Source organism: Rhodococcus sp. 5G237, from assembly GCF_053764735.1.
The window spans coordinates 1-26,157 of sequence record NZ_JBSNCD010000006.1 but is presented as its reverse complement, the minus strand read 5'-3'; the positions used below and the strand labels follow the sequence as shown (position 1 = coordinate 26,157).

The window sequence follows — 26,157 nt, the reverse complement described above, 5'->3', positions numbered from 1 at the left end:
CGCCCACCTCAGCGGTGGGCGGCTCGGTCGCGTCGATCGTGAAGTAAGGCGTGGATCGTGAAGTAGGCGAAAAGTGCCGGTTCGGCTCAGTAGACCGGGCCGGTGTACTTCTCGCCCGGGCCCTTGCCGGGCTCGTCGGGCACGGCCGACGCCTCGCGGAAGGCACGCTGCAGTGCCTGCAGTCCTTCACGCAGCGGACCGGCGTGCGGACCGAGATATTCCACCGACGAGGTGATCAGGCCGGCGAGGGCGGTGATCACGCGGCGGGCCTCGTCGAGGTCGCGTCGTGCGCTGCTGTCGGGATCCTCGTCGGCGAGACCGAGCTTCTCGGCAGCCGAACTCATGAGCATCACGGCTGCGCGGCTGATCACCTCGACGGCCGGGATGTCGGCGAGTTCGCGCACATCCTCTGCCGCAGCGTCCTGATCGGGGGTCTCGGGGGCATCCGTCATAGCGTCGAGCATAGGGTCGCGCCGGTCGTCGCCGCCCGCGCGGGTGGGGCGCCGACGCGCCGATTCGTCGTCGACGTGGCTTTTTGTTAGACTTGATCCCACGACCGCCCGCGGTGATCCTCCGTGGGCAGCAAAGTGGAGTCCGACTCCCACCTCTGGCGGCACATCGATGCAGCTCAGGGGTCCGGTCCTCCGGGTGCGGAAGCCCCGGACGTCCGCCCTTCATCGGGCGGTGCGGATCACCCGGCGCGAGCCGGTTGACCGTCGACCGGTCGGTATCGGACCCCGCGTGGAGCCTCGGCACCACAGCGGGGTCTTCTTGTCGAGGAGTAGGGCCACGTGCTGCGGTGCGGTCAGACCGACCACACCGCTCTACCTAGGAGGCCCCATCAGCGCTGAGACCCGCATCAACGAACGCATCCGAGTTCCCGAAGTCCGACTCGTCGGACCCGGCGGTGAACAGGTCGGAATCGTGCGTGTTGAAGATGCCCTCCGCCTGGCAATCGAAGCCGACCTCGACCTCGTCGAGGTGGCACCCGACGCCCGGCCGCCGGTCTGCAAGATCATGGACTACGGCAAGTTCAAGTACGAAGCCGCGCAGAAGGCGCGCGAATCGCGCAAGAACCAGCAGCAGACCGTGATCAAGGAGCAGAAGCTCCGTCCGAAGATCGACGACCACGACTACGAGACCAAGAAGCGCAACGTCGTGCGCTTCCTCGAAGCCGGTTCGAAGGTCAAGGTCACGATCATGTTCCGCGGCCGCGAGCAGTCGCGCCCCGAACTCGGATTCCGGTTGCTGCAGCGCCTCGGCGCCGATGTGGCCGAACTCGGTTTCATCGAGACCAGTCCGAAGCAGGACGGCCGGAACATGACGATGGTGCTGGCCCCGCACAAGGGTGCGAAGACCCGCGCGAAGGCTCAGGAAGCCGCGCAGGCCGCACCGGCGAAGTCCGCTCCGCGCCCGGCAGCCTCCGCAGCCCCGTCCACGGAGTCCGCGCCGGCTCCCGAGACGGGCGACGCCCAGAGCAACTAGCCCGCTCAGGCAGCACATCCGGTGCTGTCCGTGAGCACCGATGTACGCACACGACAAGAACTGAGGACTCCATGCCCAAGTCGAAGACCCACAGCGGCACCGCGAAGCGATTCAAGGTGTCCGGTAGCGGAAAGGTCCTGCGCCAGAAGGCGGGTCGCCGCCACCTGCTCGAGCACAAGTCCTCGCGGGTGACGCGTCGCCTCGACGGCAAGGCCGTCGTCGCCGATGCCGACGCTCCGCGCGTCAAGCGCATGCTCGGGCTCTGAGCCTCTCCGACCGATCCATCCGGGGACACCTCGTTCGTCCCCCGAACTCTGACAGGACACATAACCAGTGGCACGCGTGAAGAGGGCCGTCAACGCCCAGAAGAAGCGTCGTTCGATTCTCGAGGCCTCGAAGGGCTACCGCGGACAGCGCTCGCGCCTGTACCGCAAGGCCAAGGAGCAGCAGCTTCACTCGCTGACCTACGCCTACCGCGACCGTCGCGCCCGCAAGGGTGATTTCCGCAAGCTGTGGATCAGCCGCATCAACGCTGCTGCCCGCGCCAACGACATCACCTACAACCGCTTCATCCAGGGCCTGAAGGCCGCGGGTGTCGAGGTGGACCGCAAGATCCTCGCCGAGCTCGCCGTCTCCGACGCCGAGGCCTTCGCCGGCCTCGTGGCCGTCGCCAAGGCTGCCCTGCCGGCCGACGTCAACGCTCCGGCTGCCTGAGTGCTGCCCTGAGCTACGACAACATCCAGGAACGACCCGTGGACACGCTCACCGAGCGCACACCACGGGTCGTTTCTGCTGTGAAACTGCTCCGGACCGCCGAGCGTCGCAAGACCGGGCGGTTCCTCGCCGAGGGTGAGAACTCCGTCACCGAGGCGCTCGCCGCCGCACGCGTGCACGAACTGTTCGTCACCGAAGCGGCCGCGGGCCGGTACGCGACGGTTGTCGACAAAGCGCGCCACAAGGGTGTGCGGGTGGGGATCGTCACCGAGCGGGCCGCCGCCCGGTTGTCCGACACCGTCACCCCGCCCGGCCTCGTCGCCGTGTGCGACACCCTCGACGTGCCGCTCGCCGAAGCGGTGACCCCGCGGTCGCGGCTGCTCGCAGTGCCCGTCGCGGTCGCCGAACCCGGCAACGCCGGCACGCTCATCCGCGTCTCCGACGCCGTCGGCGCCGACGCCGTGGTCCTCGCCGGCGACAGCGTCGACCCGCACAACGGCAAGTGCGTGCGCTCCTCGGCCGGCAGCATCTTCCACCTGCCGGTCGCGCGCGAACGCGACACCGACCGGGTGCTGGCCGCGCTCGCCGAGGCCGGCGTGCAGATCCTCGCGACGGCTGCCGACGGTGAGATCGACCTCGACGACGCCGACGAGTTGCTCGCCGCGCCCACCGCGTGGTTGTTCGGCAACGAGGCCCACGGACTCGATCCGCAGGTCGCCGCCCGCGCCGACCATCGCGTCCGCATCCCCATCCGCGGACGCGCCGAATCGCTCAACCTCGCCACCGCCGCCTCGATCTGCCTGTATGCGAGCGCGCGGGTGCAACATCGGGCCGCTCGGCCCATCACATAGGATTTCCCGGTGCGCCGCGGCCTCCGGTCCGGACCGCACCCACCGAGATCACCCGTTCGTCCGAAGAAGGAGATGCACCGGTCGTGGCCAAGAAAGAGGGCGGCACCCCGCCGGCAGTCGATCCGAGCGCCCTGACCGAGGACGCGCTCACCGCCGCCGAGAAGTCCGCGATCGACGCGTTCGCCGCTGCGGCCGACCTCGACGAACTCGCCCAGGCGAAGATCGACCACCTCGGCGACAAGGCGCCCATCTCCCTCGCCAAGCGCGCCCTCGGCTCGCTGCCCGGCAACGAGCGCGCCGATGCCGGCAAGCGGGTCAACGCCCACCGCACCACCGTGCAGGCCGCCTTCGACGACCGCAAGGCGGTGCTGCAGGCCGAACGCGACGCCGCGGTCCTCGTCGCCGAGGCCGTCGACGTCACCTTGCCCGCGACCCGCCGCGCGCTCGGCGCCCGCCACCCGATCTCGATCATCTCCGACGAGATCGCCGATGTCTTCGTCGCGATGGGCTGGGAGGTCGCCGAAGGCCCCGAGGTCGAGACCGAGCACTTCAACTTCGACGCCCTGAACTTCCTGCCCGACCATCCGGCGCGCACGATGCAGGACACCTTCCACATCGCCCCGGAGGGTTCGCGGCAGGTGCTGCGCACCCACACCTCGCCCGTGCAGGTCCGCACCATGCTGCACCGCGACATCCCGATCTACGTCGTGTGCCCCGGCCGCACCTTCCGCACCGACGAACTCGACGCCACCCACACCCCGGTCTTCTCGCAGGTCGAGGGTCTCGCCGTCGACAAGGGCCTGACCATGGCGCACCTGCGCGGCACCCTCGACGCGTTCGCGCGGGCGCTGTTCGGTCCGGAGACCCGCACCCGGATGCGCCCGAACTACTTCCCGTTCACCGAACCGTCCGCCGAGGTGGACGTGTGGTTCCCGAACAAGAAGGGCGGCGCCGGCTGGGTCGAGTGGGGCGGCTGCGGCATGGTCAACCCCAATGTGCTCCGGGCCTCGGGCATCGACCCCGACGTGTACACCGGGTTCGCGTTCGGTATGGGCCTCGAACGCACCCTGCAGTTCCGCAACGGCATCCCCGACATGCGCGACATCGTCGAGGGCGACGTGCGCTTCACCCTGCCGTTCGGCGTGCAGGGCTGAGAGCCCGCTCCCGACACCGACTCCACCGACCGACGACCGAACGAAAGAGCTGAGCACAAGTGCGAGTAGCGCAGTCCTGGCTGACCGAGATCCTGCAGCGCGCCACCCCGGAGTGGAACGTCACCGCCGAGGAACTCGACGCGGGATTCGTCCGGGTCGGACTCGAGGTCGAGGACATCGAGACCCTCGGCCGCATCGACAACCTCGTCGTCGGACGGGTCGTGGAGATCACCGAGCTCACCGAGTTCAAGAAGCCCATCCGCTTCTGCAAGGTCGACGTCGGTGAGGACGAACCGCGCGGCATCGTGTGCGGTGCCCGCAACTTCGCCGAGGGCGACCTCATCGTCGCCGCCCTGCCCGGCGCCGTGCTCCCCGGCGACTTCGCCATCGCCTCGCGCAAGACCTACGGGCACGTCTCCGACGGCATGATCTGCTCGCTGTCCGAGCTGGGCATCGGCAAGGACCACTCCGGCATCCTCGTGCTCGAGCCCGGCACCGCCGAACCCGGCACCGACGCCAACGACCTGCTCGGCCTCGGCGACACCGTCATCGAACTGAACATCACCCCCGACCGCGGATACTGCTTCTCCGTCCGCGGACTCACCCGCGAACTCGCGTGCGGCTTCGACCTCGAATTCGCCGATCCCGCGGCCGTGCCGGCGCTGCCGTCCGACGCCGGCGAGGCCTACCCGATCCGGCTCGAACCCGAGACGAAGGCCACCCGGTTCGCCGCGCGGCGCGTCACCGGCATCGACCCGAAGGCCGTCACCCCGTGGTGGATGCAGCGCCGCCTGCACACCGCCGGTGTCCGCCCGATCTCGCCCGCGGTCGACGTGACCAACTACGTCATGCTCGAACTCGGCCAGCCGCTGCACGCCTTCGACGCCGCCACCCTGCAGGGTGAGCTGGTCGTGCGGCGCGCCCGGGCAGGGGAGAAGCTCACCACCCTCGACGGTGTCGAGCGCGACCTCGATCCCGAGGACGTCGTCATCACCGACGACTCCGGAGTGATCTCCCTCGCCGGCATCATGGGCGGCGCCACCACCGAGGTCGGCGACAGCACCACCGACGTGCTGCTCGAGGCCGCCACCTGGGATCCGCTCGCCGTCTTCCGCGGCAACCGCCGGCACAAGCTCAGCAGCGAGGCCGGCAAGCGCTTCGAGCGCACCGTCGATCCGGCTCTGGCCCCCGCCGCGCTCGACCGGGCCGCGAGCCTGCTCGTCGAGATCGCCGGTGGACAGGTGGAATCGACCCTCACCGACATCGTCGTGCCCACCGAGAGCCCGACGATCCGCATGGACATCGACCTGCCCGACCGCATGGCCGGGGTGAGCTACCCGAACGGCACCGCCGCCCGCCGCCTCACACAGATCGGGTGCGCGGTCGAGGTCGGCGTCGGCGAGGACGGCCACGGTCAGCTCGTCGTCACCCCGCCGACCTGGCGCCCCGACCTGCGCCAGCCCGCCGATCTGGTCGAGGAGGTGCTGCGCCTCGAAGGTCTCGAGCAGATCCCGTCGGTGCTGCCCACCGCTCCCGCCGGTCGTGGTCTGACGGCCACGCAGAAGCGTCGCCGCGCTGTCTCCCGCGCCCTCGCCCACGACGGTTACGTCGAGGTGCTCGCCCCGGTGTTCCTGCCGGCCGGCGTGTTCGACACCTGGAAGCTCGACGCCGACGACCCGCGACGGGTGACCACCAAGGTGCTCAACCCCCTCGAGTCCGACCGTCCGGAGCTGGCCACCACTCTGCTGCCGGGTCTGCTCGAGATCCTCGGCCGCAACGTCTCGCGCGGACAGCGCGACCTGTCGCTCTACGCGATCGCGCAGGTCGTGCAGCCCACCTCCGAGACGAAGCCGGTCGACCTGCTGCCGGTCGACCGTCGTCCCACCGACGACGAGATCGCCCTGCTCGAAGGGTCGCTGCCGAAGCAGCCCGTCCACGTCGGTGGTGTGCTCGCCGGGCTGCGTGAACCGGCCGGTCCGTGGGGCACGGGCCGCGCCGCCGATGCCTTCGACGCCTTCGCCGCCGCGGAGACCGTGGCACGTGCTGCCGGGGTGCGCCTCGAGCGCCGCGCCGCCCAGTACCTGCCGTGGCATCCCGGCCGCTGCGCCGAACTGCTCGTCGACGGGGTCGTCGTCGGCCACGCCGGCGAACTGCACCCCGCGGTGATCGAACGGGCCGGCCTGCCCGCACGCACGTGCGCCTTCGAACTCGACCTCGACGCGTTGCCGCTCGTGGAATCGCTTCCGGCACCGGTGGTCTCGCCCTTCCCGGCGGTCCTGCAGGACGTCGCGGTCGTGGTCGACGCGGACGTGCCGGCCACCGACGTCGAGAGCGCCCTGCGCTCGGGTGGCGGCGACCTGCTCGAGGACATCCGCCTGTTCGACGTCTACCAGGGCGCCCAGCTGGGGGAGAACCGCAAGTCCCTCGCATTCGCGCTGCGTTTCCGCGCTCCCGATCGCACCCTCACCGAGGACGAGGCCAGCGCCGCCCGCGAGGCGGCGGTCGCCGCCGCGGCCACCGCGGTCGGTGCCGAGCTACGCGCCTGAGACGACGTCCGCGTCCCCGCCCGGCAGCCACACGTCGGGCGGGACCGTGGTGACCTTGCGGCCCGCGCGGTCGAGGATGTGCCCGGCGAGCTTGTGAATGCGCAACACCAGCACCCGGTCCCGCACGGTCAGGTCCGGGCAGCGCGCGAGCAGTCGGGCCTCGAAGTCCGGGACCTCGGCGGGGGAGTGCAACCACGCCTGCACTACGAGGTTCGCGGCGCCGACGACGGCGAAACAGTTGCGCACCTCCGGCTCCCGGCTCACCACCCGCCCGGTGGCGGTCAACCGCTCCACGGGCACCGTGCACCACAACGTGACGAGCACCGCGAAACCTGCTGCGGGATGAGCGAACTCGCATCGTAGGCCGACGACGTCGGCGGCCAGCAACGCCTCGACCCGGCGTTTGACCGTGGCCGCGGCAGCCCCGGCGATCTCCGCCAGGGTGCGCATCGGGGTGCGGCCGTCCACCGCCAACGCCGACAGGATCGCGCGATCGGTGGCGGAGATCGCCGTGCGTCCGCGCCGCTCACCCACCCGCCGCGAGCCCGTGGCCAGTTCACCGCGCTCGCCGGGGCCGAGCGCGTTCAGTCGCCACGCCCCGCCCTCGGTGAACCACTCCGAGACCACGTGGGTGCGGATCGACGCGACACCGGGCAGGTGTGCCAGGTCGTCGACGACCAACCGGGTCATCTGCTCGTAGGTCGCGGTCGCGGCGGTGACGAGCAGGTCGGCGCCCGCCGACGGCACCTCGACGGTCACCGCGTGCGGACGCCCCGTCATCACCTCGGTCACCGACCTCCTCGCGCCGGGCACCACGGTGATCTCGAGCAGTGCGGTGGTCACCTGCGCGAGGATGCGCGGCCCGGGGGTGATCGTGGTCCACGCCAGACGTTCGTGTTCGAGGCGACGCCAGTGCCGGGCCACCGTGGCGGCATCGAGACCGAGCGGCCCGGCCAGCGCATCCCACGTCGAACGCGGGGACCACTGGAGCGCATTGATTATTCTCAGGTCGATTTCATCGATCGATCGCGCAGTTCCGTACTCGGAATCGTCCATTTCGTCATTATCCTGCAAAATCCGTGCCGAATTCGCGCGGCCTGCCAGCCTACGACACATGGAGACGGAACAGAAGTATGCGCTGATCGGGGCGGGGCCCTCGGGACTCGCCGGGGCCCGCGCGCTCTCCCGGCACGGCATCGACTTCGTCGGCTTCGAATCCCACAGCGCCGTCGGGGGGTTGTGGGACATCACCAACCCGGTGAGCACGGTCTACGAGTCGGCGCATCTGATCTCCTCGAAGACGACCACCGAGTTCACCGAGTTCCCCATGCCGCCGCAGACACCGGACTATCCGGGGCACGCGGAACTCGCCCGGTACTTCCGCGACTACGCCGACGTCTTCGGCCTGCGTGAGCGCTACCGCTTCGACACGACCGTGACCCGCGTCGAACCGGACGGCGACCGGTGGCGGGTGACCGCCACCGGCCGGGACGGCACCGCGACCACCGAGTTCTACCGCGGTGTCGTGGTCGCCAACGGCACCCTCGCGACCCCGAACCACCCGCAGATCCCCGGCGAGTTCGACGGTGAGATCCTGCACACCAGTGCCTACAAGGACCCGACGATCTTCCGCGGCAAGCGGGTCCTGATCGTCGGCGCCGGCAACAGCGGCTGCGACATCGCCGTCGACGCCGTCCATCACGCCCGGTCGGTGGACCTGAGCGTGCGCCGCGGCTATCACTTCGTGCCCAAGTATCTGTTCGGGCGTCCCGCCGACACCCTCACCCGCGGCCGGCCGCTGCCGGCGCCGATCAAGCAGCGCCTCGATGCGCTGGTGCTGCGCCAGTTCACCGGCGACCCCACCCGCTTCGGGCTGCCCGCACCCGACCATCGTCTCTACGAATCGCACCCGGTCGTCAACTCGCTGATCCTGCACCACCTCGGCCACGGGGACGTGCAGGTGCGGCCCGACATCGAGCGCTACGACGGCGCCGAGGTCCGGTTCCGGGACGGTTCGGCCGCCGGCTACGACATGATCGTGCACGCCACCGGCTACGTCCTCGACTATCCGTTCCTGGACCGGGACCTGCTCGACTGGCGCGCCCACGCACCGGACCTCCTGCTGAACATGATCAGCCGCCGGTTCGCGAACCTGTTCGTGCTCGGCATGGTCGAGTCGTCCGGGCTCGGCTGGCAGGGCCGCTACGAACAGGCCGAACTCGTCGCCGCCGCGATCGGTCTCGCCGACACCGATCCGGCGGCCGCGGCGCGATGGCGCGCGGCGCTGGCGGCCTCGCCCCCGGACCTCACCGGCGGTTACCGCTATCTGAAGCTCGGCCGGATGGCCTACTACGTCAACAAGGACGCCTACCGTGCCGCGCTGCGCGAGCAGACCCGCGCGGTCCGCGAGGCCGCCGCCTCGTCCCCCGGGGCGGGCGTGCGGTGAACGTCGACGACGTCAGGCTCTTCTTCGACTCCGGTTCGCTGCTCGCCCTCAACGTCGTGCTCGCGGCGATCATGCTCGGCATCGCCCTCGACACCTCCGTCGACGACTTCCGCCGCGCGCTGCGCGCACCGAAGGCCATGGCGGTGGGCATCGCCGCGCAGTTCCTCGCGCTGCCCGCCGTGACCTGGCTGCTGACGTTGCTGCTCGACCCCGCCCCGTCGATCGCGCTCGGCATGATCCTCGTCGCGTGCTGCCCACCCGGGAACATCTCCAACGTCCTCACCCACCGCGCCGGCGGCGATGTCGCCCTGTCGGTGTCGATGACGGCCGTGTCGAACGTGCTCGCCATCGTGCTCATGCCGATCAACTTCGCGTTCTGGGGCAGTCGCAGCGACGGCACCCCGGCACTGCTGCGTTCGGTCGAACTCGACGGTCTCGACATGGTCGTGCAGATCGCCCTGATCATCGGGCTGCCGTTCGTCCTCGGGATCTGGGCCGCGCAGAAGGCGCCCGGCTTCGCGTCCCGCGCCCAGCCGTGGGTGAAGAACGGATCCCTGCTCGCACTGCTCGCGTTCATCGTCGCCGGGCTCGCCGGCAATTTCGCCGACTTCCTCGACTACATCGGGCTCGTCCTGCTCGCGGTGTTCCTGCACGACGCAATCGCGCTCGGCCTCGGTTATCTGTGCGGATGGGCCAGCGGACTGCCCGAGTACAGCCGGCGGGCGGTCTCGTTCGAGGTCGGCATCCGCAACGCCGGCCTCGGGCTCGGCCTCGTCATGACCTTCTTCGACGGCCTCGGCGGCATGGCGATCGTCGCCGGCTGGTGGGGGATCTGGGACATCGTCGCCGGACTGCTCCTGGCCACCGTCTGGGCCCGTCGCACCGCAACCCGAAAGGTGACCGCATGACCTCTCTCACCGCCCTCGTCACCGGCGGCAACGGCTTCCTCGGCAGCGCCGTCGTCGCGGCTTTGCGCTCGCGCGGCGTCCGGGTGATCAGCGCCGACATCCACGAACCCGCCGACCGCCACGAACGAACAGGCGCCGACGATGCGGTCGTCCACGTGATCGCCGACGTCCGTGACCGCCGCAGGATCGCCGAGGTCGTCGGCACCCACCGCCCCGACGTGATCGTGCACCTGGCGTCCATCGTCAACCCCGGGCGTGACACCACCCCGGAGCAGGAATACGCCGTCGACGTCGACGGCGCACGCAACGTCGTCGACGCCGCACTGACCTACGGGGTGCGACGCCTGGTGGTGGCGTCCTCCGGCGCCGCCTACGGCTATCACGCCGACAACCCGGTCCCGCTCACCGAGGACGATCCGATCCGCGGCAACGACGAGTTCACCTACAGCCGGCACAAACGCCTCGTCGAGGAGATGCTCGCCGCCACCCGGGTCGAGCATCCGCAGCTCGAACAGGTGATCCTGCGGATCGGCACGATCCTGGGGGAGACCGTCCGTAACCAGATCACCGCACTGCTCGACCGTGAGCGGCTGCTCGTCGTCGCCGGCAGCGACAGCCCGTTCGTGTTCGTCTGGCACACCGACGTCGCGGCGGCCTTCGCCGAGGCCGTGCTCGGTCCGGTCACGGGCATCTTCAATGTCGCGGGCGACGGGGTCGTCACCGTGCCCGAGATCGCCGCGATGACGAACCGCAGGACCCTCACGGTGCCCGCCGCGGTGCTGAAGCTCGCCCTGCGGATCGGGCGCGCGTTGCGTCTGACGGAGCACGGCCCGGAGCGGGTCGGCTTCCTGCAGTACCGTCCGGTGCTCGACAACCGGCGGTTGCGCGAGGAGCTCGGGGTGCGGCTGCAGTACACCAGCCGGGAGGCCTTCGAGGCGTATTTGCGGGCTCGCGCCGAACAGGACGCAGCGGGAGCCCAGCGACGTAGCCTGGATGCATGAGCAAGGACGAAGCCGGCCGGGTGCCCTCTCCCGAGGAACCCGACAAGCCGGAGCAGCCCGTCCCCGACGTCACCCCGGCCGGGCCGGAGACGCCGACCGTGCCGGATGTGCCGCCGGGCCCGGACATTCCGGACGTGCCGCCGATCGACCCGGAGCCGAGCCCCGATCCCGACGTGACCCCGCGCGAGGAAGACGCCCACGAGGCCCAGGTGCACGAGGCTCAGGTCCACGAGGCCGAGATCGTCGAACCGGGTGCCGTCGATGCCGGAATCGTCGACAGCGGGGTCCGCGCACCGACGATCGAGGAGATCACCGGATACACCGCGGACGGGGTGCCGACCTTCGAATCGGTGCGTGAGAAGATCGAACAGCGTTCGGCGACCGCGCTCGGCGCGGAGGAACTCGCTCACGCGACCGGGGCGGGTCGCACGCTCGAGGAGCAGTACGAGGAGCGCAAGGCAGCTGCTGCCGACCGGCTCGCGGAGATCCGGCGGTCGTTGCGGTCGGAGTGAATCCTCCCGGAAGGGACACCCCCTATGAAATGATTTGCATGAGGGTGCATAATCATTCGTATGGGTACTTCACCGGACTTCACCGCCACCCCCGAGTCGCCGCTACGGGTCGCCGTGGCCGGCGCCAGCGGCTACGCGGGCGGCGAGATCCTGCGCCTGCTCCTCGGCCACCCCGCCTACCAGGACGGCTCACTCGTCATCGGCGCGCTCACCGCCGGGGGTAATGCCGGCGCCACCCTGCGTGAGTTCCATCCCCATCTGCTGCCGCTCGCCGACCGCGTGCTCGGCGCCACCGACATCGACACCCTGCTCGGGCACGACGTCGTCTTCCTCGGCCTGCCGCACGGCCACTCCGCCGTGATCGCCGAGCAGCTGCCCGAGACGACCGTCGTCATCGACTGCGGCGCCGACTTCCGGCTCGAGAGCGCCGCCGACTGGCAGCGCTGGTACGGCAGCGACCACGCCGGCACCTGGCCCTACGGCATGCCCGAGCTGCCCGGCAAGCGCGACGCCCTCGTCGGCGCCACCCGCATCGCGGTCCCCGGTTGCTACCCGACCTCCGCCTCCCTCGCCCTCGCCCCGGCCGTCGCCGCCGGCATCGTCGAACCCGTCGTGAACGTCGTGGCCGTCTCCGGCACCTCCGGCGCCGGGAAGTCCCCGAAGGTCGACCTGCTCGGCTCCGAGGTCATGGGCTCGGTCCGCGCCTACGGCGTCGGCGGCGCCCACCGACACACCCCGGAGATCAAGCAGAACCTCTCCGCCCTCGCCGGCACCGACGTGAAGGTCTCGTTCACCCCCGTCCTCGCGCCCATGCCGCGCGGCATCCTCGCGACCTGCACCGCACCGACCACGGTGACCGCCGCCGAGGCCCGCGCCGTCTACGAGAAGGCCTACGCCGACGAACCCTTCGTGCAGCTGCTGCCGGAAGGCGCGCTGCCCGCCACCGGCGCGGTGGTCGGCTCGAACGCCGTCCAGATCGCCGTCACCGTCGACGCCGACGCCGGACTGCTCGTCGTCGTCGCCGCGCTCGACAATCTCACCAAGGGCACCGCCGGTGCCGCCGTGCAATCGATGAACCTGGCACTCGGCCTGCCCGAGACCGCCGGCCTGTCCACCGTGGGAGTGGCTCCGTGACCGAGAACAAGTACGCAGACGACGTCTACACCGGCGCCACCGAGATCGCCGGGGGACGCCTGATCCGCACCCAGGGTGTCACCAGCCCCGCCGGCTTCCGAGCCGCCGGCATCCCCGCCGGCATCAAGGTCTCCGGCAAGCAGGACCTCGCGCTCGTGGTCAACGAGGGCCCCGAACTCACCGCCGCCGGTGTGTTCACCACCAACAAGGTCAAGGCCGCCCCCGTCCTGTGGTCCCAGCAGGTGTTGAAGTCCGGCAGCCTGCGCGCGGTGATCCTCAACTCCGGCGGCGCCAACGCGTGCACCGGCGCCGGTGGTTTCCAGGACACCCACGCCACCGCCGAGGCCGTCGCCGACGCCCTGAGCAACTGGGGCACCGAGACCGGTGCCGGTGAGGTCGCCGTGTGCTCGACCGGCCTGATCGGCGACCGTCTGCCCATGGACAAGGTGCTCTCCGGCGTGCAGGAGATCGTCCACGAACTCGCCGGGGGCATCTCCGGCGGCACCGACGCCGCGTACGCGATCATGACCACCGACACCGTGCCCAAGCAGGCCGCCCTGCACCACGCCGACAAGTGGAATGTCGGCGGCATGGCTAAGGGCGCCGGCATGCTCGCCCCCGCCCTGGCGACGATGCTGTGCGTGGTCACCACCGACGCCGTCGCGACCGCCGAGCAGCTCGACACCGCGCTGCGTCACGCGTCCCGGCTCACCTTCGACCGCCTCGACGTCGACGGCGCGACCTCCACCAACGACACCGTGCTGCTGCTGGCCTCCGGCGCGAGCGGGATCACCCCGAGCCAGGACGAGCTGAACGCCGCCGTCCTCGCCGTGTGCGACGACCTCGCCGAGCAGATGATGGCCGACGCCGAGGGCGTCACCAAGCGGGTCACCGTGACCGTCCGCGGCGCCGCCAGTGAGGCCGACGCCCTGATCGGTGCCCGCACCGTGGCCCGCGACAGCCTCGTCAAGACCGCCCTGTTCGGCTCCGACCCCAACTGGGGCCGCGTGCTCGCCGCCATCGGCATCGCCCCGATCGAACTCGACCCCGACAAGATCTCCGTGTCGTTCAACGGCAATCCGGTGTGCATCGACGGTGTCGGTGCCCCCGGCGCCCGCGAGGTCGATCTGTCCGCCGCCGACATCGCCCTCGACATCGACCTCGGTCTCGGCGACGCGCAGGTGTCCATCCGCACCACCGACCTCTCGCACGCCTACGTCGAAGAGAACTCGGCGTACTCGTCGTGACCGGAACGAGCACAGGAGACGACGTGACCGACGCACTGATCGCCGACCTCACCTCGCACCAGAAGGCGTTCGTCCTCGCCGAGGCTCTGCCGTGGCTGCAGAAGTTCCGCGACAAGATCGTCGTCGTCAAGTACGGCGGCAACGCCATGATCGACGACACCCTCAAGACCGCCTTCGCCGCCGACATGGCGTTCCTGCGCACCGTCGGCATCCACCCCGTCGTCGTGCACGGCGGCGGCCCGCAGATCAACGCCATGCTGAAGCGACTCGGCCTGGAAGGTGAATTCCGCGGCGGCTTCCGCGTCACCACCCCCGAGGTCATGGACGTCGTGCGGATGGTGCTCTTCGGGCAGGTCGGGCGCGAACTCGTCGGCCTGATCAACAGCCACGGGCCCTACGCCGTCGGCACCTCCGGCGAGGACGCCGGACTGTTCACCGCGACCCGCCGCACGGTCGTCGTCGACGGCGAGGCCACCGACATCGGCCTCGTCGGCGACGTCACCAGCGTCCACCCCGGCGCGGTGCTCGACCTCATCGCCGCCGGCCGCATCCCCGTGGTCTCGACGATCGCGCCCGACGCCGACGGCGTGGTGCACAACATCAACGCCGACACCGCCGCGGCCGCCCTCGCCGAAGCGCTCGGCGCGGAGAAGCTGGTCGTGCTCACCGATGTCGAAGGCCTTTACACGAACTGGCCCGACCGCAGCTCGCTCACCTCGCGGATCGACGCCGACGCGCTCACCGCGCTGCTGCCGTCGCTCGACTCCGGCATGGTCCCGAAGATGGAGGCGTGCCTGCGCGCCGTGCAGGGCGGAGTGCCCACCGCACACGTCATCGACGGGCGCCAACCGCACTCCGTGCTCCTCGAACTTTTCACCGAAGAAGGCATCGGCACCATGGTGGTGCCGTCCTCCGAGAAGGAAGGCCCCGCATGACCGGCACGTCCGACCTCCAGCAGCGCTGGGCGGGTTCGCTGATGAACAACTACGGCGTGCCCAAGGTCGCGCTGGTCGAGGGCGACGGTGCCGTGCTCACCGACGCCGACGGCAAGCAGTACCTCGACCTGCTCGGTGGCATCGCCGTCAACAGCCTGGGCCACCGCCACCCGGCGATCATCGAGGCCGTCACCGCGCAGCTGAACCAGCTCGGCCACGTGTCGAACCTGTACGCCTCGCCGCCGGTGCTCGAACTCGCCGAGAAGCTCCTCGACCGCTTCGGTCACGAGGGCCGCGCCTTCTTCTGCAATTCCGGCACCGAGGCCAACGAAGCGGCCTTCAAGATCGCCCGGCTCACCGGACGGCCGAAGATCGTCGCGTGCGAGAAGGCCTTCCACGGCCGCACCATGGGCGCGCTCGCCCTGACCGGCCAGCCCGACAAGCGCGCCCCCTTCGAACCGATGCCCGCCGGCGTCGAGTTCGTGCCCTACGGCGACCTCGACGCCCTCGAGGCCGCCGTGGACGAGAACACCGCCGCCGTCTTCCTCGAACCGATCATGGGCGAGTCCGGCGTCGTCGTCCCGCCCGAGGGTTATCTCGCCGGCGCGCGTCGCATCACCACCGAACGCGGTGCACTGCTCGTGCTCGACGAGGTCCAGACCGGCATCGCCCGTACCGGCAGCTTCTTCGCCCACCAGGCAGCGGGCATCACCCCCGACGTGATGACCCTCGCCAAGGGTCTCGGCGGCGGACTGCCCATCGGCGCCGTCCTCGCCACCGGCCCGGCCGCCGAGCTGTTCCAGCCCGGCAAGCACGGCACCACCTTCGGCGGCAACCCGGTGTGCGCCGCGGCCGCCCTCGCGGTGCTGCGCACGATCGACGAGCAGAACCTGCTCGACCACGTGAACACCGTCGGCAAGACCCTCGCCGTCGGCATCGAGGAACTCGGGCACCCGCTCGTCTCGCACGTGCGCGGCTCCGGGCTGCTCCTCGGTGTCGTCCTCACCGCCGAGAAGGCACCGGCTGTCGAGACCGCCGCCCGAGAGGCCGGTTTCCTCGTCAATGCCGCCGCACCCGACGTGATCCGCCTCGCGCCCCCGCTGATCCTCACCGAACAGCAGGCCGAGAGCTTCGTGACGGCGCTGCCCGCCGTCCTCGACACCGCCGACCGGGAAGGGAACTGACGACCCGTGCTCCGCCATTTCCTGCGCGACGACGACCTCACCCCGGCCGAACAGACCGAGGTGCTCGAACTCGCCGCCGAACTGAAGAAGGCACCGCTGTCCCGCCGCCCCCTCGAAGGGCCCCTCAGCGTCGCCGTGCTCTTCGACAAGACCTCCACCCGCACCCGCTTCTCCTTCGACGCCGGCATCGCCCAGCTCGGCGGACACGCCATCGTCGTCGACACCGGCTCCACCCAGATCGGCAAGGGTGAGACCGTCGAGGACACCGCCCGGATGTTCTCCCGGTTCACCGAAGCGGTCGTGTGGCGCACCTACGGCCAGGACCGCATCGAGACGCTCGCCGAGCACTCGACCGTGCCCGTCGTCAACGCGCTCACCGACACCTTCCACCCCTGCCAGGTCCTCGCCGACCTGCAGACCATCCGCGAGAACAAGGGCGCCACCGCGGGCTTGCGGATGACCTACTTCGGCGACGGCGCCAACAACATGGCGCACTCGCTGATGCTCGGCGGCGTCACCGCCGGCATGCACGTGACCATCGCGTCCCCGGCCGGGTTCACCCCCGACCCGCAGGTCGTTGCCGCGAGCCGCGCACGGGCGGAGGAGACCGGCGGCAGCGTCACCGTCACCGACGACCCGCGCACCGGAGCCACCGGCGCCGATGTGCTCGTCACCGACACCTGGGTGTCGATGGGGCAGGAGGACGACGGCAAGGACCGCGAGGCTCCCTTCCGGCCGTTCCAGCTGAACGACGCCCTCGTCTCCCTCGCCGACACCGACGCGATCGTGCTGCACTGCCTGCCGGCCTACCGCGGCAAGGAGATCACCGCCGAGGTCATCGACGGACCGCGGTCGGTGGTGTGGGACGAGGCCGAGAACCGCCTCCACGCACAGAAGGCCCTGCTCGTGTGGCTGCTCGAGCAGAGCCGGAGCTGACCGTGAGCACCGCGGCGAACCATGCGGACAGCGCAGCGACCGCGCCGACGCGCGCGGCGCGGCAGGCCCGCATCGTCGCACTGCTCGCCGCACACCCGGTGCGCAGCCACACCGAACTCGCCGCCCTCCTCGCCGAGGACGGCATCGAGGTGTCCACCGCCACCCTGTCCCGCGACCTCGAGGAACTCGGTGCCGTCAAGCTCCGCGCAGCCGACGGCGGCGCCGGGGTGTACGTCGTCCCGGAGGACGGCAGCCCCGTGCGCGGTGTGACCGGAGGCACCGACCGTCTGTCCCGGTTGCTCGGCGAACTGCTGGTGTCCACCGACTCCAGCGGCAACATCGCCGTGCTGCGCACCCCGCCCGGGGCGGCGCACTATCTGGCCAGTGCACTCGATCGGGCATCATTACCCGAGGTGGTCGGAACGATCGCCGGCGACGACACCATCGCGGTCATCGCCCGCGAACCGACGACGGGAGCCGAACTGGCCGCGAAAATCGAATCACTCGCCTGACCTACCACTCATAGACGCACGTCGAAATACGAAGGAGCACAAAGACAATGGCCGAACGCGTCGTACTCGCCTATTCGGGCGGGCTGGACACCTCCGTCGCCATCAGCTGGATCGGCAAGGAGACCGGCAAGGAGGTCGTCGCCGTGGCCATCGACCTCGGCCAGGGTGGCGAGGACATGGAGGTCGTGCGTCAGCGCGCCCTCGACTGCGGTGCCGTCGAATCGATCGTCGTCGACGCCAAGGACGAGTTCGCCAACGAGTACTGCCTGCCCACCGTCCAGGCCAACGCGCTCTACATGGACCGCTACCCGCTCGTCTCGGCCATCAGCCGCCCGCTGATCGTCAAGCACATCGTGCAGGCCGCCCGCGAGCACGGCGGCACCGTCGTCTCCCACGGCTGCACCGGCAAGGGCAACGACCAGGTCCGCTTCGAGGTCGGCTTCGGCGCCCTCGCCCCCGACCTCCAGGTCATCGCACCGGTCCGCGACTACGCCTGGACCCGCGAGAAGGCCATCGCCTTCGCCGAGGAGCACGGCCTGCCCATCAACGTCACCAAGCGTTCGCCGTTCTCCATCGACCAGAACGTCTGGGGCCGCGCCGTCGAGACCGGCTTCCTCGAGGACCTGTGGAACGCCCCCACCAAGGACGTCTACGACTACACCGAGGACCCCACCGCCCACTGGCAGGCCCCCGACGAGCTGATCATCAGCTTCGAGGCCGGCCGCCCCGTCGCGATCGACGGCAAGCACGTCACCGTCCTCGAAGCCATCCAGGAACTCAACCGTCGCGCGGGCGCCCAGGGTGTGGGCCGCCTCGACATGGTCGAGGACCGCCTCGTCGGCATCAAGAGCCGCGAGATCTACGAGGCCCCCGGCGCCATCGCCCTCATCACCGCCCACCAGGAACTCGAGCACGTCACCCTCGAGCGCGAACTCGGCCGCTACAAGCGTCGCGTCGAGGAGCGCTGGAGCGAGCTGGTGTACGACGGCCTGTGGTACTCGCCGCTGAAGACCGCCCTCGACGCCTTCATCAAGAACACCCAGGAGCGCGTCACCGGCGACATCCGCATGGTGCTCCACGGCGGACACATCACCGTCAACGGCCGTCGCAGCCCCGAGTCGCTGTACGACTTCAACCTCGCCACCTACGACGAGGGCGACAGCTTCGACCAGTCCAACGCCAAGGGCTTCGTGCAGATCCACGGCCTGTCGTCGAAGGTCGCCGCGAAGCGCGATCTGGGCCTGTAGTCATGACAGCTCACGGCACCAACGAAGGTGCCCTGTGGGGCGGCCGGTTCGCATCCGGACCGGCCGCCGCCATGGCGGCGCTGAGCAAGTCCACGCACTTCGACTGGGCGCTCGCCCCGTACGACGTGCGCGCCTCGCAGGCCCACGCCAAGGTGCTGCACCGCGCCGGACTCCTCACCGACGACGACCTCGCCACGATGCTCGACGGCCTCGACCGTCTCGCCGGCGATGTGGCCTCCGGTGCGTTCGGTCCCGCCGAGTCCGACGAGGACGTGCACGGCGCGCTCGAACGGGGACTCATCGAGCGGGTCGGCCCCGAGGTCGGCGGCCGGCTCCGCGCGGGCCGCTCCCGCAACGACCAGGTCGCGACGCTGTTCCGGATGTGGCTGCGCGACAGCGCGCGGCGCATCGCCGACGGTGTCCTCGACGTGGTCGACGCCATCGCCGGCCAGGCCGCAGCGCACCCCGATGCCGTGATGCCCGGCAAGACGCACCTGCAGGCGGCGCAGCCCGTGCTGCTCGCGCATCACCTGCTCGCCCACGCGCATCCGCTGCTCCGCGACGTCGACCGGTTGCGCGACTTCGACAAGCGCGCGGCGGTCTCGCCGTACGGGTCGGGCGCGCTGGCCGGATCGTCGCTCGGTCTCGACCCCGACGCGATCGCGGCCGATCTGGGCTTCGACTCGGCGGCGGACAACTCGATCGACGCGACCAGCTCCCGCGACTTCGCGGCGGAAGCGGCGTTCGTGTTCGCACAGATCGCCGTCGACCTCTCCCGCATGGCGGAGGAGGTCATCCTATGGAGCACCCCCGAGTTCGGGTACGTCACCCTCGCGGACGAATGGTCGACCGGGTCGTCGATCATGCCCCAGAAGAAGAATCCGGACGTCTCCGAGCTCACCCGCGGTAAGGCCGGTCGTCTCATCGGTAACCTCACCGGTCTGCTGGCCACGCTCAAGGCGCAGCCGCTGGCCTACAACCGCGACCTGCAGGAGGACAAGGAGCCGGTCTTCGACTCCGTCGCACAGCTCGAGCTGCTGCTCCCGGCGATCGCGGGCCTCGTCTCGACGCTGACCTTCCACACCGAACGCATGGCCGAGCTCGCACCCGCCGGATTCACCCTCGCGACCGACATCGCCGAGTGGATGGTTCGCCAGGGCGTTCCGTTCCGCGTCGCCCACGAGGCGGCCGGGGCATGCGTGCGGGTCGCCGAAGGCCGCGGGGTCGGTCTCGAGGACCTCACGGACGAGGAGCTCGCCGGTGTCGATCCGGCGCTGACCCCGCAGGTGCGGGAAGTGCTCACCGTCGAAGGATCCATCGCCTCGCGCGACGCGCGTGGTGGCACCGCGGGCGTGCGGGTGGCCGAGCAGCTCGGCCGCGTGCGCGACGCCGCGGCACACCTGCGCAGCTGGGTGCGCGGCTGACACGCCTGCCGTCCCGGGCACACCCCGAGTTGCCCGGGACGGTGAGGGCGGTGTGGCAGGCTGACACATACTCTCGGCATGCAGCGGGTACCGGTGTAGAACCGCAGGTGCCGGGGACCGCTGCGGATACATCGTCGAGAAGGGGAGCGGACCGTGGGACTGGACGCCGATGTAGTGACCGAGTCGGTGCGACGGCTCGTCGCCACTGCCCAGAACGGTCTCGAAGTCCTGCGTTTCGGTGGTCTCGAACCCGGCCGCTCGTCCTCGCCGTACCAGGTCGTCGAGCGCACCTCCATGTACCGGCTCCGCCGGTACTTCCCCGAATCCGACACCGCCTCCACGGGCATCCCGATCGTCCTCGTGCCACCGATGATGGTGTCCGCCGAGGTGTACGACGTCACCCGTGACGCCGGCGCCGTCGGCACCCTCCACGAAGCGGGTCTCGACCCCTGGGTCGTGGACTTCGGGTCGCCCGACCAGGAAGAGGGGGGCTGGAAACGCACCCTCACCGATCACATCCTCGCCCTCGACGAAGTCGTCGACTGCGTCCGCGCCTATACCGGTCGCGACGTGCATCTCGGTGGGTACTCGCAGGGCGGCATGTTCTGCTATCAGGTCGCGGCGTACCGGCGTAGCCGCGGCATCGCGAGCCTGACCACCTTCGGCAGCCCGGTCGACACCCTCGCCGCCCTGCCCTTCGGGATTCCGGAGATCGTCGCGACCCACTCCGCGGACTTCCTCGCGGACCACGTCTTCAACCGCCTCGCGATCACGGGATGGATGGCGCGCACCGGATTCCAGCTGCTCGATCCGGTCAAGACCGTGCGCTCGCGCATCGACTTCCTGCTCCAGCTCCACGACCGGGAAGCGCTGCTGCCGCGAGAACCGCAGCGCCGGTTCCTCGACACCGAGGGGTGGGTGGCGTGGTCCGGACCGGCCGTCGCCGAGGTGTTGCGCCAGTTCATCGCTCACAACCGCATGGTCAGTGGCGGTTTCGTCATCAACGACCGGGCAGTGAGCCTCGCCGAGATCACCTGTCCCGTCCTCGCGTTCATCGGTGAGGTCGACGACATCGGGCAACCGCTCGCCGTACGCGGTATCCGCAAGGCGTCGCCCCGCGCGGAGGTCTACGAATACACCTTGCGCGCAGGGCATTTCGGTCTGGTTGTGGGCAGTGTCGCCGGTCAGCAGACGTGGCCGTCGGTCGGGGAGTGGGTGCAGTGGCGCGAGGGCGTCGGGGACCGGCCCGTCGGCATCGCGCCGATGGCGGTGCCGAACCCCACCGATGAGGGCACCGGCGTCTCGGTCGCATCCCGCATCACGCACACCGCCGCGACCCTCGCCGACGTCGGAACCGATTTCGGCAAGGGGATCGCGGGGATCGCGGTGGGTGCCGTCCGCGGAGCACGCGATCTCACCGGCGAGGCCGCCCGCGCCCTTCCCCGCCTCGCGCGGCTCGGGCAGATCCAGCCGCGCACCCGCATCTCCGTCGGCGGCCTGCTCGCCGAAATCGGCCGAAAGTCGCCGAAGCGGGAGTGCTTCATCTTCGAGGACCGGGTCTACACCTTCGACGCCGTCAACCGGCGGATCGACAACGTCGTCCTCGGGCTCGTCGACAACGGCATCCGTCCCGCGATGCACGTCGGCATCCTCATGGACGTGCGCCCCAGCGCGATGGCGGCGGTCGCGGCGATCTCCCGCCTCGGCGGCGTGTCCGTCCTGATCCCGCCCGGACCGGACATCGCCGAGGCCGTGCGACTCGGCGGTGTCGAGAAGATCGTCGCCGATCCCGAGAACCTCGACGCGGCCGTCGCGACAGGCCTGCCCGTGCTGGTACTCGGGGGCGGCGACGTCCGCGACCTCGACATCGAACCCGGCGCCGACGTCGTCGATCTCGAACGACTCGACATCTCCTCCGTGCAGCTGCCGGGCTGGTACGTCGCCGATCCGGGACTCGCGCGCGAACTTGCGTTCATCCTGTTCTCCGGTGGCGGCGACACGCTCGCGGTGCGACGGGTCACCAACTACCGATGGGCGCTGTCGGCCTTCGGGACCGCCACCGCGGCCTCGCTCGGACGTGGCGACACCATGTACTGCCTTGCACCGCTGCATCATTCGTCGGGTCTGCTCGTCAGTTTCGGTGGGGCGCTCGCCGGTGGGGCGCGTATCGCGTTGTCGCGCGGGTTGAATCCGTCGCTCTTCAGCGACGAAGTGCACCGCTACGGCGTCACCGTCGTCACCTACACCTGGTCGATGATGCGTGAGGTGCTCGACAGCCCGTCGCTGCACATCGACGCCATCCACCCCATCCGGTTGTTCATCGGCTCCGGCATGCCACCGGGGTTGTGGCGCCGCACCCTCGACCGGTTCCAGCCCGCACGGGTTCTCGAGTTCTACGCGTCGACCGAGGGAAACGTCGTGCTCGCGAACGTCTCCGGTTCGAAGATCGGCTCGAAGGGCCGGCCGTTGCCCGGTAGCGCCGACGTGCGCCTCGCCGCCTACGACGCCGGCGTCGGCCGACTCGTAGAGGACGAACGCGGCTTCGTGCGGGAGGCGCAGGTCGGCGAGGTCGGACTGCTGCTCGGCAGGCCCGGACCCGCCGCCTCGGCGATCACCGGTGTGATGCGCGGCGTGTTCGAACCGGGCGACGTGTGGGTGCCCACCGACAACCTGTTCCGACGCGACGACGACGGCGACTACTGGTTGCTCGACAGTCGGCGGACGGTGATCCCCACCTTCCACGGCCCGGTCTTCACCCAGAGCGTGGCGGACGTGCTCGAAGCGATCCCGCGTGTCGATCTCGCCGTCGCCTATGGCATCTCGGTAGGAGGTCGCGACATCGCGGTGGCCGGCTGCTCGCTGCGGGGCAACCGTGCACCGACGGCCGCGGAGATCACGGCGGCGTTCGACTCGGTCCCGGCCGACGAACGACCCGATCTCGTGCACGTCGTGCCCGACATCCCGTTGGGCCCGTCCTATCGCCCGTCCGCCGATCGTCTGCGCGAACAGGGATTGCCCGTGCCCACCGTCCGTACCTGGTACCTGAACCCCGACACCGGGACGTACAAGCGGTTCACCAAGGCCGTGGCCACGGCGTGGAAGACGGGCACGGCGGGTTCGCCCGCCGGAGCGCGGTAGCCTGGGACCGGTTCGGTTCCGCCCTTCGAAAGGACATCCGTGGCTGTCGATCCCACGTTGCTGAGCATTCTGGCCTGTCCGGAGGACAAGGGGCCGTTGCTTCTCGTCGACGACGCCGTCCTGTACAACCCGCGACTGCGGCGGGCGTATCCGATCGAGAACGGCATTCCCGTCCTCCTCGTCGACGAGGCCCGCGAGGTCAGCGACGCCGAGCACGAGGACTTCACCGCGCGCGGTGTCGCCGGATGGAGCACCGACTGAGCCGCAATCGTCGATCCGTCCGCGGCGAACTCGAAGGACTCGATCCGGTCGAGGCTGCCGAAGCGCTGCTCGGAGCAACCGTCCGAGTGGGGGAGACCGCCGTCCTGCTGACGGAGGTCGAGGCCTACGGCGGCCCCGAGGACGGACCGTGGCCGGACCCGGCCGCGCACTCGTACCGCGGACCCACCCCGCGTAATTCGGTCATGTTCGGACCTGCGGGGCATCTATACGTCTACCGCAGCTACGGACTGCACTTCTGCGCGAACGTCTCTCTCGGTCCCGACGGCACCGCCGCGGCAGTGCTGTTGCGCGGTGGTGAGGTGATCGAGGGAGAGCAGGCGGTCCGTTCCCGGCGCACGTCCGGCACTCCATTCTCGAACCTCGCACGGGGGCCCGGCAATCTCGCTGCTGCGCTCGGCCTCGATCTGGCCGACAACGGTATCGACGTGGACGCGGCCGACGCTCGGGTGCGCGTGGAACTTCCGGCCGAGCCGCTGGTCGGGGAGGTCGCGCGGGGGCCGCGGGTGGGGATCAGCGTGGCGGCCGACAGGCCGTGGCGGTTGTGGGTTCCCGGGGCGATCGGGGTCTCCGCGTACCGGCGCAGCCCACGCGCGCCCGCTGCGCCTCGGGCGTGATGGGATGATCGAACGGTGACTGAGCACATTCTCGACGAACTGACCTGGCGCGGGCTCATCGCGCAATCGACCGATCTCGACGCACTTCGAGGCGAACTCGACAAGGGTCCGATCACCCTCTATGCCGGTTTCGATCCGACCGGCCCGAGCCTGCACGCCGGTCACCTCGTTCCGCTCCTCGCACTCAAGCGTTTCCAGCGCGCCGGCCATCGGCCCATCGTTCTCGCAGGTGGCGCAACCGGCATGATCGGCGACCCGCGGGACGTGGGGGAGCGCACCATGAACTCCGCCGACACCGTCGCCGAATGGGCAGGACGGATCCGTGGGCAGCTCGAACGGTTCGTCGACTTCGACGACTCCCCGACGGGAGCCGTGGTCGTGAACAACCTCGACTGGACCGGCAAGCTGTCCGCGATCGACTTCCTGCGCGATATCGGCAAGCACTTCTCGATCAATGTGATGCTCGCCCGCGACACCGTCAAGCGCCGCCTCGAAGGTGACGGCATCTCGTACACCGAGTTCAGCTACATGCTCCTGCAGGCCAACGACTACGTGCAGCTGCGCCGCGAGTACGGATGTGCGCTGCAGGTCGGCGGTTCCGATCAGTGGGGCAACATCATCGCCGGTGTCGAGCTCAACCGCCGTACCGACGGTGAGAGTGTGCACGCCTTGACCGTCCCGCTCGTGACCTCGTCCGACGGCAAGAAGTTCGGCAAGTCCACCGGTGGGGGCAGCCTGTGGCTCGACCCGGAGATGACCAGCCCGTACGCCTGGTACCAGTACTTCGTCAACGCGGCCGACGCCGACGTCATGAAGTACCTGCGGTGGTTCACCTTCCTCGACAAGGACGAACTCGCCGAGCTCGAGACCGCCACCATGGAGCGTCCGCATGCACGGGAGGCCCAGAAGCGCCTGGCAGCCGAGATGACCACCCTCGTGCACGGGGCGCACAACACCGCAGCGGTCGAGTTGGCCAGCCGCGCCCTGTTCGGTCGGGGGGAACTCGGCGAGCTGGACGAGCCCACGCTCGCGGCCGCCCTGACCGAGGCGTCCGTGACGGAGCTCCGCGCCGGCGAGCCGGACACGATCATCGATCTGCTCGTCGCGTCGGGTCTGTGCGAGAGCAAGGGAGCCGCGCGTCGCACCATCAAGGAAGGCGGGGCGTCGGTCAACAACGTCCGCATTTCCTCGGAGGAGTGGACCCCGCGTGACGGAGAGTTGCTGCATGGACGCTGGCTCGTCCTGCGCAGGGGCAAGCGGAACTTCGCCGGCGTACGAGTCGTCCGCGACTGACGCCTTCGCCGACGCTGGCGAGCCTCTGACCAGCGGATTTGACGGCGCGTTAGCGTCGGCGTAACTTAGTCGTCGTTCGAGCGACACCGAACAGCCCGCCGGACCGAAAGGTTCGGAAACAGGCATGTTCGATGTCGCATCGATCGGCTCTCACGGAAGAGAACGGGAAAGCAGCGATTTGCGGCCCTGAAATCGGATGTGATAGCTTGGAACGGTTGCCTCGGAGCGCGCCGGACAGGTGTCCGGTAACGTAACGATGTGCGCGTGTTCTTTGAGAACTCAACAGTGTGCCGATGAATGTCAGTGCCAAATAATATTTGGTGCGACCATCGAATTTGTTCGGTGGTTGTTGCTGGACATCGCATTCTTCCGTCTGCGGTGGTCCAGTGTTTGAGCTAGTTTGAGTTTGTATGCTAGTGATTTGACTCGATGTCTTTGACTGATTACCTCGCTTCGGTGGGGAATCTTGAGTCTTCAACGGAGAGTTTGATCCTGGCTCAGGACGAACGCTGGCGGCGTGCTTAACACATGCAAGTCGAACGATGAAGCCCAGCTTGCTGGGTGGATTAGTGGCGAACGGGTGAGTAACACGTG

General features: G+C 69.7%; 24 protein-coding genes and 1 rRNA gene. 23 read left to right on the top strand and 2 right to left on the bottom strand.

Annotated elements, in window-relative coordinates; all coding sequences use genetic code 11:
- Positions 1 to 86: 86 nt before the first annotated feature.
- Positions 87 to 452 carry a DUF1844 domain-containing protein gene (locus tag ACWPOC_RS15010; RefSeq protein WP_016692782.1) on the bottom strand — a complete coding sequence of 122 codons (366 nt, stop codon included), beginning with the start codon at positions 450 to 452 and terminating at the stop codon, positions 87 to 89.
- 319 nt (positions 453 to 771) lie between these two features.
- Between ACWPOC_RS15010 and infC the strand changes: the two genes are divergently transcribed.
- The 6 genes from infC (at position 772) to pheT (ending at position 6,750) form a co-directional block, all read left to right on the top strand.
- Complete coding sequence (gene infC, locus ACWPOC_RS15005) at positions 772 to 1,485, top strand: translation initiation factor IF-3 (RefSeq protein ID WP_080597679.1); 714 nt, start codon at positions 772 to 774, stop codon at positions 1,483 to 1,485.
- Between the two features lie 71 nt (positions 1,486 to 1,556).
- Positions 1,557 to 1,751, top strand: coding sequence for a 50S ribosomal protein L35 (gene rpmI, locus ACWPOC_RS15000; RefSeq protein WP_006553978.1), 195 nt, complete (start codon positions 1,557 to 1,559; stop codon positions 1,749 to 1,751).
- Positions 1,752 to 1,818: 67 nt separating this feature from the next.
- Complete coding sequence (gene rplT / locus ACWPOC_RS14995) at positions 1,819 to 2,199, top strand: 50S ribosomal protein L20 (RefSeq protein WP_006553977.1); 381 nt, start codon at positions 1,819 to 1,821, stop codon at positions 2,197 to 2,199.
- Between the two features lie 38 nt (positions 2,200 to 2,237).
- Complete coding sequence (locus ACWPOC_RS14990) at positions 2,238 to 3,050, top strand: TrmH family RNA methyltransferase (protein WP_455408917.1); 813 nt, start codon at positions 2,238 to 2,240, stop codon at positions 3,048 to 3,050.
- A gap of 83 nt (positions 3,051 to 3,133) precedes the next feature.
- Positions 3,134 to 4,204, top strand: a complete 1,071-nt coding sequence (gene pheS / locus ACWPOC_RS14985; protein WP_120283025.1) for a phenylalanine--tRNA ligase subunit alpha — start codon at positions 3,134 to 3,136, stop codon at positions 4,202 to 4,204.
- Positions 4,205 to 4,263: 59 nt separating this feature from the next.
- Positions 4,264 to 6,750 (top strand): phenylalanine--tRNA ligase subunit beta, encoded by a 2,487-nt coding sequence (gene pheT / locus ACWPOC_RS14980; RefSeq protein ID WP_120283023.1) that lies wholly within the window; start codon positions 4,264 to 4,266, stop codon positions 6,748 to 6,750.
- On the opposite strand, the gene ACWPOC_RS14975 is transcribed toward pheT, so the two are convergent.
- A complete protein-coding gene (locus ACWPOC_RS14975; RefSeq protein WP_455408916.1) occupies positions 6,739 to 7,806 on the bottom strand; it encodes an Lrp/AsnC family transcriptional regulator in 1,068 nt (355 codons plus the stop codon). The genes pheT and ACWPOC_RS14975 overlap by 12 nt on opposite strands.
- A 58-nt stretch (positions 7,807 to 7,864) precedes the next feature.
- Between ACWPOC_RS14975 and ACWPOC_RS14970 the strand changes: the two genes are divergently transcribed.
- The 17 genes from ACWPOC_RS14970 to ACWPOC_RS14890 all read left to right on the top strand — a co-directional run.
- The gene (locus ACWPOC_RS14970; RefSeq protein WP_455408915.1) at positions 7,865 to 9,196 is read left to right on the top strand and encodes a flavin-containing monooxygenase; all 1,332 of its coding nucleotides are present in this window, start codon (positions 7,865 to 7,867) and stop codon (positions 9,194 to 9,196) included.
- Positions 9,193 to 10,104, top strand: coding sequence for a bile acid:sodium symporter family protein (locus ACWPOC_RS14965; protein WP_455408914.1), 912 nt, complete (start codon positions 9,193 to 9,195; stop codon positions 10,102 to 10,104). Before ACWPOC_RS14970 ends, ACWPOC_RS14965 begins: the two co-directional genes overlap by 4 nt.
- Positions 10,101 to 11,105, top strand: coding sequence for an SDR family oxidoreductase (locus ACWPOC_RS14960; RefSeq protein ID WP_120283017.1), 1,005 nt, complete (start codon positions 10,101 to 10,103; stop codon positions 11,103 to 11,105). Before ACWPOC_RS14965 ends, ACWPOC_RS14960 begins: the two co-directional genes overlap by 4 nt.
- A complete protein-coding gene (locus ACWPOC_RS14955; RefSeq protein ID WP_120283015.1) occupies positions 11,102 to 11,617 on the top strand; it encodes a PspA/IM30 family protein in 516 nt (171 codons plus the stop codon). The genes ACWPOC_RS14960 and ACWPOC_RS14955 overlap by 4 nt, the downstream gene beginning before the upstream one ends.
- Before the next feature lie 60 nt (positions 11,618 to 11,677).
- Positions 11,678 to 12,751 carry an N-acetyl-gamma-glutamyl-phosphate reductase gene (gene argC / locus ACWPOC_RS14950; RefSeq protein WP_120283013.1) on the top strand — a complete coding sequence of 358 codons (1,074 nt, stop codon included), beginning with the start codon at positions 11,678 to 11,680 and terminating at the stop codon, positions 12,749 to 12,751.
- The gene (argJ, locus tag ACWPOC_RS14945; protein ID WP_120283011.1) at positions 12,748 to 13,998 is read left to right on the top strand and encodes a bifunctional glutamate N-acetyltransferase/amino-acid acetyltransferase ArgJ; all 1,251 of its coding nucleotides are present in this window, start codon (positions 12,748 to 12,750) and stop codon (positions 13,996 to 13,998) included. The genes argC and argJ overlap by 4 nt, the downstream gene beginning before the upstream one ends.
- Positions 13,995 to 14,933, top strand: a complete 939-nt coding sequence (gene argB, locus ACWPOC_RS14940; RefSeq protein ID WP_120283009.1) for an acetylglutamate kinase — start codon at positions 13,995 to 13,997, stop codon at positions 14,931 to 14,933. The genes argJ and argB overlap by 4 nt, the downstream gene beginning before the upstream one ends.
- On the top strand, positions 14,930 to 16,117 hold the full coding sequence (locus tag ACWPOC_RS14935) for an acetylornithine transaminase (RefSeq protein WP_120283007.1): 1,188 nt from the start codon (positions 14,930 to 14,932) through the stop codon (positions 16,115 to 16,117). Before argB ends, ACWPOC_RS14935 begins: the two co-directional genes overlap by 4 nt.
- A gap of 6 nt (positions 16,118 to 16,123) precedes the next feature.
- Positions 16,124 to 17,053, top strand: coding sequence for an ornithine carbamoyltransferase (gene argF / locus ACWPOC_RS14930; RefSeq protein WP_120283006.1), 930 nt, complete (start codon positions 16,124 to 16,126; stop codon positions 17,051 to 17,053).
- A gap of 2 nt (positions 17,054 to 17,055) precedes the next feature.
- Positions 17,056 to 17,565: an arginine repressor gene (locus ACWPOC_RS14925; protein ID WP_016692767.1), complete on the top strand. Its 510-nt coding sequence runs from the start codon at positions 17,056 to 17,058 to the stop codon at positions 17,563 to 17,565.
- Positions 17,566 to 17,612: 47 nt separating this feature from the next.
- The gene (locus ACWPOC_RS14920) at positions 17,613 to 18,812 is read left to right on the top strand and encodes an argininosuccinate synthase (protein ID WP_060652959.1); all 1,200 of its coding nucleotides are present in this window, start codon (positions 17,613 to 17,615) and stop codon (positions 18,810 to 18,812) included.
- 2 nt (positions 18,813 to 18,814) lie between these two features.
- Entirely contained in the window at positions 18,815 to 20,236 is a 1,422-nt protein-coding gene (argH, locus tag ACWPOC_RS14915; RefSeq protein WP_455408913.1) for an argininosuccinate lyase, read from the top strand.
- 153 nt (positions 20,237 to 20,389) lie between these two features.
- Positions 20,390 to 23,374, top strand: coding sequence for an AMP-binding protein (locus ACWPOC_RS14910; protein WP_455408912.1), 2,985 nt, complete (start codon positions 20,390 to 20,392; stop codon positions 23,372 to 23,374).
- Positions 23,375 to 23,413: 39 nt separating this feature from the next.
- A complete protein-coding gene (locus ACWPOC_RS14905; RefSeq protein WP_024101120.1) occupies positions 23,414 to 23,635 on the top strand; it encodes a Trm112 family protein in 222 nt (73 codons plus the stop codon).
- Complete coding sequence (locus ACWPOC_RS14900; protein ID WP_230791387.1) at positions 23,620 to 24,270, top strand: DNA-3-methyladenine glycosylase; 651 nt, start codon at positions 23,620 to 23,622, stop codon at positions 24,268 to 24,270. Before ACWPOC_RS14905 ends, ACWPOC_RS14900 begins: the two co-directional genes overlap by 16 nt.
- Positions 24,271 to 24,285: 15 nt before the next feature.
- The gene (gene tyrS, locus ACWPOC_RS14895) at positions 24,286 to 25,563 is read left to right on the top strand and encodes a tyrosine--tRNA ligase (RefSeq protein WP_455408911.1); all 1,278 of its coding nucleotides are present in this window, start codon (positions 24,286 to 24,288) and stop codon (positions 25,561 to 25,563) included.
- A gap of 474 nt (positions 25,564 to 26,037) precedes the next feature.
- Positions 26,038 to 26,157 (top strand): 16S ribosomal RNA (locus tag ACWPOC_RS14890); the annotation flags it as partial.